Source organism: Oceanicella actignis (genome assembly GCF_900111545.1).
GTDB classification, from domain to species: Bacteria; Pseudomonadota; Alphaproteobacteria; order Rhodobacterales; family Rhodobacteraceae; genus Oceanicella; species Oceanicella actignis.
The window spans coordinates 180,020-190,204 of the sequence record NZ_FOHL01000007.1; the positions used below are offsets into that span (position 1 = coordinate 180,020).

22 protein-coding genes are annotated in these 10,185 nt (G+C 67.0%); all 22 read right to left on the reverse strand.

Translation table 11 applies throughout. The features are described from left to right. Positions 1-94: 94 nt before the first annotated feature. Positions 95-586: a 50S ribosomal protein L15 gene (gene rplO / locus BMW67_RS12025; RefSeq protein ID WP_072747782.1), complete on the reverse strand. Its 492-nt coding sequence runs from the start codon at positions 584-586 to the stop codon at positions 95-97. Between the two features lie 110 nt (positions 587-696). Beyond that, positions 697-885, reverse strand: coding sequence for a 50S ribosomal protein L30 (rpmD, locus tag BMW67_RS12030; protein WP_072747783.1), 189 nt, complete (start codon positions 883-885; stop codon positions 697-699). A gap of 11 nt (positions 886-896) precedes the next feature. Further along, positions 897-1,466, reverse strand: coding sequence for a 30S ribosomal protein S5 (rpsE, locus tag BMW67_RS12035; RefSeq protein ID WP_072747784.1), 570 nt, complete (start codon positions 1,464-1,466; stop codon positions 897-899). Between the two features lie 10 nt (positions 1,467-1,476). Then, positions 1,477-1,836 carry a 50S ribosomal protein L18 gene (gene rplR / locus BMW67_RS12040; protein WP_072747785.1) on the reverse strand — a complete coding sequence of 120 codons (360 nt, stop codon included), beginning with the start codon at positions 1,834-1,836 and terminating at the stop codon, positions 1,477-1,479. An 11-nt stretch (positions 1,837-1,847) separates the two neighbouring features. Next, positions 1,848-2,381, reverse strand: a complete 534-nt coding sequence (rplF, locus tag BMW67_RS12045) for a 50S ribosomal protein L6 (protein WP_072747786.1) — start codon at positions 2,379-2,381, stop codon at positions 1,848-1,850. 10 nt (positions 2,382-2,391) lie between these two features. Next, positions 2,392-2,790, reverse strand: coding sequence for a 30S ribosomal protein S8 (gene rpsH, locus BMW67_RS12050; protein ID WP_091764242.1), 399 nt, complete (start codon positions 2,788-2,790; stop codon positions 2,392-2,394). 11 nt (positions 2,791-2,801) lie between these two features. After that, positions 2,802-3,107, reverse strand: a complete 306-nt coding sequence (gene rpsN / locus BMW67_RS12055) for a 30S ribosomal protein S14 (RefSeq protein WP_072747787.1) — start codon at positions 3,105-3,107, stop codon at positions 2,802-2,804. 18 nt (positions 3,108-3,125) lie between these two features. Continuing rightward, positions 3,126-3,686 (reverse strand): 50S ribosomal protein L5, encoded by a 561-nt coding sequence (gene rplE, locus BMW67_RS12060; RefSeq protein WP_072747788.1) that lies wholly within the window; start codon positions 3,684-3,686, stop codon positions 3,126-3,128. Beyond that, entirely contained in the window at positions 3,679-3,993 is a 315-nt protein-coding gene (rplX, locus tag BMW67_RS12065) for a 50S ribosomal protein L24 (RefSeq protein WP_072747789.1), read from the reverse strand. Before rplX ends, rplE begins: the two co-directional genes overlap by 8 nt. Continuing rightward, positions 3,993-4,361 (reverse strand): 50S ribosomal protein L14, encoded by a 369-nt coding sequence (gene rplN, locus BMW67_RS12070; protein ID WP_072747790.1) that lies wholly within the window; start codon positions 4,359-4,361, stop codon positions 3,993-3,995. The genes rplX and rplN overlap by 1 nt, the downstream gene beginning before the upstream one ends. Positions 4,362-4,422: 61 nt before the next feature. Continuing rightward, positions 4,423-4,659 carry a 30S ribosomal protein S17 gene (rpsQ, locus tag BMW67_RS12075; protein ID WP_072747791.1) on the reverse strand — a complete coding sequence of 79 codons (237 nt, stop codon included), beginning with the start codon at positions 4,657-4,659 and terminating at the stop codon, positions 4,423-4,425. 1 nt (position 4,660) lies between these two features. Next, positions 4,661-4,867: a 50S ribosomal protein L29 gene (gene rpmC / locus BMW67_RS12080; RefSeq protein WP_072747792.1), complete on the reverse strand. Its 207-nt coding sequence runs from the start codon at positions 4,865-4,867 to the stop codon at positions 4,661-4,663. A 199-nt stretch (positions 4,868-5,066) separates the two neighbouring features. Further along, positions 5,067-5,480, reverse strand: coding sequence for a 50S ribosomal protein L16 (rplP, locus tag BMW67_RS12085; RefSeq protein WP_072747793.1), 414 nt, complete (start codon positions 5,478-5,480; stop codon positions 5,067-5,069). Positions 5,481-5,502: 22 nt separating this feature from the next. Continuing rightward, positions 5,503-6,216 carry a 30S ribosomal protein S3 gene (gene rpsC / locus BMW67_RS12090; RefSeq protein WP_072747794.1) on the reverse strand — a complete coding sequence of 238 codons (714 nt, stop codon included), beginning with the start codon at positions 6,214-6,216 and terminating at the stop codon, positions 5,503-5,505. Next, on the reverse strand, positions 6,216-6,596 hold the full coding sequence (gene rplV, locus BMW67_RS12095; protein WP_072747795.1) for a 50S ribosomal protein L22: 381 nt from the start codon (positions 6,594-6,596) through the stop codon (positions 6,216-6,218). Before rplV ends, rpsC begins: the two co-directional genes overlap by 1 nt. 3 nt (positions 6,597-6,599) lie before the next feature. Next, entirely contained in the window at positions 6,600-6,878 is a 279-nt protein-coding gene (gene rpsS, locus BMW67_RS12100) for a 30S ribosomal protein S19 (protein ID WP_072747796.1), read from the reverse strand. 11 nt (positions 6,879-6,889) lie between these two features. Then, complete coding sequence (rplB, locus tag BMW67_RS12105) at positions 6,890-7,729, reverse strand: 50S ribosomal protein L2 (RefSeq protein ID WP_072747797.1); 840 nt, start codon at positions 7,727-7,729, stop codon at positions 6,890-6,892. Between the two features lie 135 nt (positions 7,730-7,864). Continuing rightward, positions 7,865-8,161 (reverse strand): 50S ribosomal protein L23, encoded by a 297-nt coding sequence (locus BMW67_RS12110; RefSeq protein ID WP_072747798.1) that lies wholly within the window; start codon positions 8,159-8,161, stop codon positions 7,865-7,867. Then, the gene (gene rplD / locus BMW67_RS12115) at positions 8,158-8,778 is read right to left on the reverse strand and encodes a 50S ribosomal protein L4 (RefSeq protein WP_072747799.1); all 621 of its coding nucleotides are present in this window, start codon (positions 8,776-8,778) and stop codon (positions 8,158-8,160) included. Before rplD ends, BMW67_RS12110 begins: the two co-directional genes overlap by 4 nt. Then, entirely contained in the window at positions 8,778-9,506 is a 729-nt protein-coding gene (gene rplC / locus BMW67_RS12120) for a 50S ribosomal protein L3 (RefSeq protein ID WP_072747800.1), read from the reverse strand. Before rplC ends, rplD begins: the two co-directional genes overlap by 1 nt. A 10-nt stretch (positions 9,507-9,516) precedes the next feature. Next, on the reverse strand, positions 9,517-9,825 hold the full coding sequence (gene rpsJ / locus BMW67_RS12125; protein ID WP_072747801.1) for a 30S ribosomal protein S10: 309 nt from the start codon (positions 9,823-9,825) through the stop codon (positions 9,517-9,519). 81 nt (positions 9,826-9,906) lie between these two features. Beyond that, positions 9,907-10,185, reverse strand: a 279-nt coding sequence (locus tag BMW67_RS12130) for an elongation factor Tu (protein WP_483869855.1), incomplete at its 5' end; no start/stop codon positions are given.

Genomic DNA, 10,185 nt, shown 5'->3' on the forward strand with positions numbered 1-10,185 from the left:
CATTCGCGAAAAACGCCGCCGCGACCTTGCGGACCGCGGCGGCGCAAACCTGACGGCAGGGCGCGCGGAACGGGGCCGCACGCGCCCGCCCGCGTCACTCGGCGGCCGGCTCGGCGGCGGCCTTGGCCGGCGCGGTCAGCTCGATCGCGCCGCCGGCCTTCTCGACCGCGGCGACGGCGGCCTTCGAGGCGCCGGCGATCTTCAGCTTCACCGCCTGCTTGAGCTCGCCGCGCGCCAGCAGACGCACGCCGTCCAGCTTGCGGCGCACCAGCCCCGAGGCGACCAGCGCGTCCTCGTCGATGAGCGCCGCGGCGTCCAGCTTGCCCGCGTCGATGAATTTCTGCAGGCCGTCCAGGTTGATGACGGCGAATTCCTTGCGGAACGGGTTGTTGAAGCCGCGCTTGGGCAGGCGGCGGTAGATCGGCATCTGGCCGCCTTCGAACCCGTTGATGGCCACGCCCGAGCGGGACTTCTGACCCTTGATGCCGCGGCCGGCGGTCTTGCCCTTGCCCGAGCCCGGGCCGCGGCCCACGCGCTTGGCCTTGCGGGCGGCGCCGGGATTGTCGCGCAGTTCGTGAAGCTTCATGACGCTGTCTCCTTCTTGTCGGACGTCCGCCGCGGCGTCATCGCGCCGGACCCTCGACCTCGATCCTGAATCGCTTCCGGCGCCCGCGGGCGCCGGAAGGCAACGAACGCTTAGCCGCGCTCTTCGACGATTTCAACCAGATGCGGGATCTTGGCGACCATGCCGCGGATCGCCGGAGTGTCCTCCAGCTCGCGCGTCTTGTGCATCTTGTTGAGGCCCAGCCCGATCAGGATCTGGCGCTGGACCGCGGGGCGGCGGATCGGCGAGCCGATCTGCTTGACGACGATGGTCTTGGCCATTGGTCAGCTCCTCAGGCTTGGGCTTCGGCCGAAGCCGGAGCCTCGTCGCGCTTGGGCAGGATGTCGGCGACCTTCTTGCCCCGGCGCGCGGCGACCTGACGCGGCGACTGCTCGCTGGTCAGGGCGTCGATGGTGGCGCGGATCATGTTGTAGGGGTTCTGCGACCCGATCGACTTGGCCACCACGTCCTGCACGCCCAGCATCTCGAACACCGCGCGCATCGGACCGCCGGCGATGATGCCGGTGCCCTGGGGCGCGGTGCGCATCACCACCTTGCCGGCGCCATGACGCCCTTCCATGTCGTGATGCAGGGTGCGGCCCTCGCGCAGGGGGACGCGGATCATCTGCCGCTTGGCCTGCTCGGTGGCCTTGCGGATCGCCTCGGGCACCTCGCGGGCCTTGCCCTTGCCGAAGCCGACGCGGCCCTTCTGATCGCCCACGACCACCAGCGCGGCGAAGCCGAAGCGCTTGCCGCCCTTCACGGTCTTGGACACGCGGTTGATCGCGACGAGGCGATCGGCGAATTCCGGCTCTTCGTCGCGGTCGCGACGACGATCCCGGCGGTTGTCTTCCCTTGCCATGCTCGCCTCCTTAGAACTTCAGACCGCCTTCACGGGCGGCGTCGGCAAGCGCCTTGACCTTCCCGTGATAGAGGTATCCGCCGCGGTCGAAAACGACCTCCTCGATGCCGGCGGCCTTGGCGCGCTCGGCGATCACCGCGCCGATCTTCGCCGCGGCCTCGACGTTGTTGCGCCCGACCAGGCCAAGCGCCTTCTCGAGCGTCGAGGCGGCCGCCAGGGTGCGGCCCTGAACGTCGTCGATGACCTGCACCGAGATGTTCTTGAGCGAGCGGTGCACCGACAGGCGCGGCTTGCCGCCCGCATGCTTCTTCAGATGGTTCCGGACGCGCAGACGGCGCTTCTGGAACAAGGTTCTCTTGCTGTTCGCCATGGCTGTCGTCCTTACTTCTTCTTGCCTTCCTTGCGGAAGATGTACTCGCCCTTGTAGCGGATGCCCTTGCCCTTGTAGGGCTCGGGGCGGCGCCACTCGCGGATGTTCGCGGCGACCTGGCCGACCAGCTGCTGGTCGATGCCGGACACCTCGATCTCGGTGGGCTTGGCGCAGACGATCTGCACGCCTTCCGGGATCGGGAAATCCACGTCGTGCGAGTAGCCGAGCGACAGCTTCAGAACCTTGCCCTGAACCTGGGCGCGGTAGCCGACGCCCTGGATCTCGAGCTGCTTCTTGAAGCCCTCGGTCACGCCGGTGACGCAGTTCTGCACCTGGGTGCGGGACATGCCCCACTGCTGGCGCGCGCGCTTGGAGTTCGAACGCGGAACCACCTTCACCACGTTGTCCTCGACGACGAGGCTCACGTCGTCGGTGGCGGTGAAGCTGCGCACGCCCTTGGGGCCCTTGACCTCGATGGTCTGACCCGACACGTGGGCGGTCACGCCCGAGGGCAGTTCGACAGGTTTCTTGCCGATGCGGGACATCGCGGCCTCCTCAGAACACGGTGCACAGAACCTCGCCGCCGACATTGTCGGTGCGGGCCTGCGCGTCGGACATGATGCCCTTCGGCGTGGAGACGATGGCGACGCCCAGGCCCTGACGGACCTGCGGGATCTCCTTCACGCCCATGTAGACCCGGCGGCCGGGCTTGGACACGCGCTTGATCTCGCGGATCACGGGCGCGCCGTCATGGTACTTGAGCGAGATCTCGAACTCGGGCAGGCCGCGCTCGTTCTGCACCTTCTCGTAGCCGCGGATGTATCCCTCGGCCTTGAGAACGTCCAGAACCCAGCCGCGGACCTTCGAGGCCGGCGTGCGGACGGTGGACTTGCCGCGCATCTGCGCGTTGCGGATGCGGGTCAGCATATCGCCGAGAGGATCGTTCACAGACATCTGCTATCTCCTCACCAGCTCGACTTCACCATGCCGGGGATCTCGCCCTTCGAGGCGAAATCGCGCAGCGCGATGCGGGACATCTTCAGCTTGCGGTAGTAGGCGCGCGGACGGCCCGTGACCTCGCAGCGGTTGCGCAGGCGCGTCGGCGACGAGTTGCGCGGCAGCTTGGCCAGCTTCAGGCGCGCCTTGAAGCGCTCTTCCATCGGAAGCGACTGGTCGTTGGCGATCGCCTTCAGCGCCTCGCGCTTCGCGGCGAACTTCGCGACCAGACGCTGGCGCTTCTTCTCGCGCTCGATCATGCTCACTTTAGCCATGGTCTATCTCCTGCGCGATCACTTCGAGAAGGGCATGTTGAAATGCTTCAACAGCGCCTTGGCTTCCGCGTCGGTGCGCGCGGTGGTGCACATCACGATGTCCATGCCCCAGGTCTGATCGATCTTGTCGTAGTCGATCTCGGGGAAGACGATGTGCTCCTTCAGGCCCATGGCGTAGTTGCCGCGCCCGTCGAACGCATCGCCCTTCACGCCGCGGAAGTCGCGGACGCGGGGCAGCGCGATGGTGATCAGCCGATCGAGGAACTCGTACATGCGGTCGCCGCGAAGGGTGACCTTGACGCCCAGCGGCATGCCCTCGCGGACCTTGAAGCCGGCGATCGACTTCTTGGCCTTGGTGATCACGGGCTTCTGGCCGGCGATCGCCATGAGGTCGTCATGGGCGGCCTTGATCTTCTTCGAATCCGACACCGCCTCGCCGACGCCCATGTTCAGGACGATCTTCTCGAGGCGCGGGATCATCATGTCGTTCTTGTAGCCGAACTCTTCCTTCAGCGCCGCACGGATCTTCTCCTTGTACAGCGTCTTCAGGCGCGGCTCGTAGCCAACAGCGTCAAGCATCGATGACCTCCCCCGACTTCTTGGCGAAACGGACCTTCTTGCCGTCCACCATCTTGAAGCCGACCCGGGTGGGGACGCCTTCCTTCGGATCGACGAGCGCGAGGTTCGACAGGTGAATGGGCGCCGGCTGCGGAATGCGGCCGCCCTGGCTGGCCTGGCTCGGACGGGTGTGGCGGATGACGACGTTCACGCCGTCGACGATGGCGCGGCCCTCCTTGGGCATGACCTTCAGGATCTCGCCCTGCTTGCCCTTGTCGCGGCCGGCCAGCACGACGACCTTGTCGCCCTTCTTCAGCTTCGCGGCCATCACAGCACCTCCGGCGCGAGCGAGATGATCTTCATGAAGTTCTTCGCGCGCAGCTCGCGCACGACCGGGCCGAAGATGCGGGTGCCGATCGGCTCGAGGTTGTTGTTGAGGATCACCGCCGCGTTGCCGTCGAAACGGATCGCGGTGCCGTCGGGACGACGGACCTCCTTCGCGGTGCGCACGACGACGGCCTTGCGCACGTCGCCCTTCTTCACGCGGCCGCGGGGGATGGCCTCCTTGACGGAGACCACGATGACGTCCCCGACCGACGCGTATTTGCGCTTCGCGCCGCCGAGGACCTTGATGCACTGCACCCGACGCGCGCCGGAGTTGTCGGCGACGTCCAGATTGGTCTGCATCTGGATCATGGTGTTGCTCCCGACCTGCGGGGACGCGCCCCGCGGTTTCGACTGTGCCGGTCAGACGGCGTCAGGCTTCGCTGACGACGACTTCCCAGCGCTTGGTTTTCGAGATGGGCGCGCATTCGCGGATGCGGACGACGTCCCCCACCTTGAAGCGGTTCTCCGGGTCGTGGGCCCGGTATTTCTTCGACTTGCGCACGGTCTTCTGCATCAGCGGATGCTTGAAGCGGCGCTCGACCAGGACCGTGACGGTCTGCTCGTTCTTGTCGCTCACCACGGTGCCCTGAAGGATGCGTTTGGGCATCTTACGCCTCCTGAGCCGCGGCGGCGGCCTTCTCGTTCAGAATGGTCTTCACACGGGCGATGTCCTTGCGGACCTGCCCCACGCGCGCGGTGCTTTCCAGCTGGCCGGTGGCGGCCTGGAAGCGGAGGTTGAAGGCCTCCTTCTTCAGGGCCTCGAGCTGCGCGCGCAGCTCGTCGGGAGTCTTGTCCCGCAATTCCTGGGCTTTCATGCCGGTCTTCCTTCTCACAACACTCACCGGAGAGCCTGCGCGCGGCCGCGACAGTCACCCTGATTCCGGTGGAGGACATGGATGAGGGGGCCGTATACCCCCCGGCGGCCCGCTTGGCAACCCCTGCGCCGGGCCGGGCCGCGCGAAAGGCGAAGGCCCCGCCGAAGCGGGGCCTTGCCGGGGATCGCGCGGGGCGATCTCACCAGTCTTCGCGCTGGACGAAGCGGCACTTGATGGGCAGCTTCATCGCCGCCAGGCGCAGCGCCTCGCGGGCGACGGGCTCGGACACGCCGTCGATCTCGAACATGATGCGGCCGGGCTTGACCTTGGCCGCCCAGTATTCGACCGAACCCTTGCCCTTGCCCATGCGGACCTCGGTCGGCTTCTGCGTCACCGGCACGTCCGGGAAGATGCGGATCCACACGCGGCCCTGACGCTTCATGTGACGCGTCATGGCGCGGCGGGCCGCCTCGATCTGCCGGGCGGTGATGCGCTCGGGCTCGACCGCCTTCAGCCCATAGTGACCGAAGTTCAGCTCGAAGCCGCCCTTGGCCTCGCCGTGAATCCGGCCCTTGTGCTGCTTGCGGAATTTGGTGCGCTTCGGGGAAAGCATCTGATCACTCCTTCAAGCGGGCTCAGCGGCGCGGGCCGCCGGGACGACCGCCGGGACGGCCGCCCTCCTGCAGCTCGGCCTGACGGCGGTCGCGGGCGGACGGGTCGTGCTCGAGGATCTCGCCCTTGAAGATCCAGACCTTGATGCCGATCACGCCATAGGCGGTCTTGGCCTCGACATGCGCGTAGTCGATGTCCGCGCGCAGGGTGTGCAGGGGCACGCGGCCCTCGCGATACCACTCGGTGCGCGCGATCTCGGCGCCGCCCAGACGCCCCGAGGCGTTGATGCGGATGCCGAGCGCGCCCATGCGCATGGCGTTCTGCACCGCGCGCTTGATGGCGCGGCGGAAGGCGACGCGGCGCTCGAGCTGCTGGGCGATGTTCTCGCCCACCAGCTGGGCGTCGATCTCGGGCTTGCGCACCTCGACGATGTTCAGGTGCAGCTCCGAGTTGGTCAGCTTGGCCACTTCCTGGCGAAGCTTCTCGATGTCGGCGCCCTTCTTGCCGATGATCACGCCGGGGCGGGCGCTGTGGATCGTCACGCGGCACTTGCGGTGCGGGCGCTCGATCACGACGCGGCTGATACCCGCATTCGCGCACTTCTTGCGAATGTAGTTGCGGATGCGGATGTCCTCATGGAGCAGCGCGCCGTAGTCCTTGGTGTTCGCGAACCACCGGCTGTCCCAGGTGCGGTTGATCTGCAGGCGCAGACCGATCGGATTGACCTTGTTGCCCATTACGAGTCTTCCTCGACCTGACGGACCTTGACGGTGATCTGGCTGAACGGCTTGAAGATCCGGCCGAAACGGCCGCGCGCGCGCGGACGCCCGCGCTTCATCACCAGGTTCTTGCCCACCCAGGCCTCGGCGACGATCAGGGAATCGACGTCAAGCCCATGGTTGTTCTCGGCGTTCGCGATCGCGGACTTGAGCGCCTTCTGCACGTCCTTGGCGATGCGCTTCTTCGAGAACTGCAGCTCGGCAAGCGCCTTGCCGACCGGCTTGCGCCGGATCTGCTGCGCCAGCAGGTTGAGCTTCTGGGGCGACACGCGCAGCATGCGGCTGACGGCGATCGCCTCGTTTTCCGCGCAGCGGCGGGGATTGGCGGACTGGCCCATCGATTACCTCCGCTTCGCTTTCTTGTCGGCCGCATGGCCGTAATAGGTGCGGGTCGGCGAGAACTCGCCGAACTTCATGCCGATCATGTCTTCGGTCACCGACACGGGGATGTGCTTGTGACCGTTGTAGACGCCGAAGGTCAGCCCGACGAACTGGGGCAGGATGGTCGAACGGCGCGACCAGATCTTGATGACTTCGTTGCGACCCGACTCGCGCGCCTTCTCCGCCTTCTTCAGGACGTAGGAGTCGACGAACGGGCCCTTCCAAACTGAACGAGGCATTCAGTGGCTCCTTACTTCCGGCCCTTGCGCTGGTGGCGCGAGCGGATGATGAACTTGTCGGTGGCCTTGTTGGAGCGGGTGCGCCGCCCCTTGGTGTCCTTGCCCCACGGGGTGACCGGGGTGCGGCCGCCCGAGGTGCGGCCCTCGCCGCCGCCATGGGGGTGATCGATCGGGTTCATGGCCACGCCGCGCACCGAGGGGCGCTTGCCCAGATGGCGCGTGCGGCCGGCCTTGCCCAGGTTCTGGTTCGAGTGGTCGGGGTTCGAGACCGCGCCCACCGTGGCCATGCACTCCTGCCGGACCATGCGCAGCTCGCCCGAGCTCAGGCGGATCTGGGCGTAGCCGCCGTCGCGGCCCACGAACTGGGCGTAGGCGCCCGCGGCGCGCGCGATCTGGCCGCCCTTGCCGGGCTTGAGCTCGATGTTGTGAACGATGGTGCCGATCGGCATGCCGGTGAAGGGCATGGCGTTGCCCGGCTTCACGTCGACCTTCTTGCCCGCGATCACCTTGTCGCCCACCGCCAGGCGCTGCGGCGCCAGGATGTAGGCCAGCTCGCCGTCCTCATAGCGGATCAGGGCGATGAAGGCCGTGCGGTTGGGGTCGTATTCGATGCGCTCGACCGTGGCGGGCACGTCGAACTTGCGCCGCTTGAAATCGACGATTCGATAGAGCCGCTTGGCGCCGCCGCCGATGCGGCGCGCCGTGATGCGTCCGGTGTTGTTGCGGCCGCCCGACTTGGTCAAGCCCTGGGTGAGCTTCTTGACCGGACGACCCTTGAACAGCTCCGAACGGTCGATCAGAACCAGCCCGCGCTGGCCCGGCGTCGTGGGGTTGTATGACTTCAACGCCATCTTGCTGTCTTCCGTTGCTGTGGGGGCTCTCTCGAACCCTCGGTTAAGCGGCCCCGGAGGTCCGCGAAATGACGATGCGAGGCCCGAAGGCCCCGCACCGGATCATGTGAGCGCGTCTCTTAAGACGCCGGACCCTCAGAGTCCAGTGGCCACGTCGATCGCGTTGCCCTCTTGGAGGGTGACGTAGGCCTTCTTCGTGTCCTTGCGCTTGCCGACCTTGCCGCGGAAGCGCTTGACCTTGCCCTTGGACACGACGGTGTTCACCGCCTTGACCTTCACGTTGAACAGGGCTTCGACCGCTTCCTTGATCTGCGGCTTGTTGGCGTCGATCGCCACCTCGAAGACCACCGCGTTGTGCTCGGACGCCATGGTGGACTTCTCGGTGATGATCGGGCGGCGGATCACGTCGTAGAGTTCGGGCTTGACGCTCATTTCAGGCGCGCCTCCAGCGCTTCGACGCCGGCCTTGGTCAGCACGAGCTGGTCGTGACGCAGAATGTCGTAGACGTTCGCGCCCTGGCTCGGCAGCACGTTCAGGCCGTCGATGTTGCGGGACGCGCGGAGGAAGTTCTCGTTCACCTCCGCGCCGTCGATCACCAGCGCCTTGGTCAGCCCGAGCTTGTCGGCCCGCGCCTTCAGCGCCTTGGTCTTGGCCTCGGCCAGCTCGGCGTTCTCGATCACGATGATCTCGCCCGCCTTCGCCTTGGCCGACAGGGCCAGCTTCAGGCCCAGCTTGCGCACCTTCTTGGGCAGGTCATGCGCGTGGCTGCGCACCACCGGCCCCTTCACGGTGCCGCCGTGACGGAACTGCACCACGCCCTTGTCGCCGTGACGCGCGCCGCCGGTGCCCTTCTGACGATAGATCTTCTTCGTCGAGTAGGACACCTCGCCGCGGGTCTTGGTCTTGTGCGTGCCGGCCTGGCGCTTGGCGAGCTGCCAGCGCACCACGCGGTGCAGGATGTCCGCGCGCGGCTCGAGCCCGAAGATCTCGTCCGCCAGCTCGATCTCGCCGGCGGCGCCGGCGTCGAGGTTCTTGACTTCAGCTTTCATCACTCAGCACTCCCCTCGTCGGCGGGGGCTTCGGCCGCCTCGGCCGCGGCTTCGGACTTGCGGATCGCGGCCGGAAGGGGCAGGCCCTCGGGCGGGCGCTTCTTGACCGCATCCTTGATCGTGACCCAGCCGCCCTTCGATCCGGGCACCGCGCCCTTGACCATGATCAGGCCGCGCTCGGGGTCGGTCTTGACGACCTCGAGGTTCTGCACCGTCACGCGGGCGGCGCCCATGTGGCCGGCCATCTTCTTGCCCTTGAACACGCGGCCCGGGTCCTGGCACTGACCGGTCGAGCCGTGCGAGCGGTGCGAGATCGACACGCCGTGCGACGCGCGAAGGCCGCCGAAGTTGTGCCGCTTCATCGCGCCCGCAAAGCCCTTGCCGATCGAGGTGCCGGCCACGTCCACATGCTGGCCGGGCACGAAATGGTCGGCCGTGATCTCGGCGCCGACCTCGATCAGGTTCTCGGGGCTCACGCGGAACTCGGCCAGCTTGCGCTTGGGCGCGACGGACGCCTTGGCGAAATGGCCCCGCATGGGCTTGGTCACGTTCTTGGGCTTGGCCGCGCCGGCGCCCAGCTGAACGGCCGCGTAGCCGTCCTTCTCGGGGGTGCGCTGCGCGACCACCTGAACGTTCTCCATCTGGAGGACGGTCACGGGAATCTGTGCGCCGTCTTCCTTGAACAGCCGGGTCATGCCCAGCTTCTTCGCGATCACTCCGGAGCGCATGTCACCCTCCTCAGAGCTTGATCTCGACGTCCACGCCGGCGGCGAGGTCGAGCTTCATCAGCGCGTCCACCGTCTGCGGGGTCGGGTCCACGATGTCGAGCAGCCGCTTGTGGGTGCGGATCTCGAACTGCTCACGGCTCTTCTTGTCGATGTGCGGACCGCGAAGAACGGTGAACTTCTCGATCTTGTTCGGCAGGGGAATCGGTCCGCGCACGGTGGCGCCGGTCCGCTTCGCCGTCGAGACGATCTCCTGGGCGCTGGCGTCCAGGACGCGGTGGTCGAACGCCTTCAGGCGGATCCGGATGTTCTGGCCTTGCATGGCTCTACCTCTGTGATCGCAGGAAACTCAATGCGACGGCCGGGGGGCGCGCCCCCGGCCGCCGAGAGCAGAACTGCGCGCTTACTCGATGATCTTCGAGACGACGCCGGCGCCGACGGTGCGGCCGCCCTCGCGGATGGCGAAGCGCAGGCGCTCCTCCATGGCGATGGGGGCGATCAGCTCGACCTCGAACTTCAGGTTGTCGCCGGGCATCACCATCTCGACGCCCTCGGGCAGCTTCACCGTCCCGGTCACGTCCGTGGTGCGGAAGTAGAACTGCGGGCGGTAGTTGGTGAAGAACGGCGTGTGGCGGCCGCCCTCCTCCTTGGTCAGGATGTAGGCCTCGGCCTCGAACTTGGT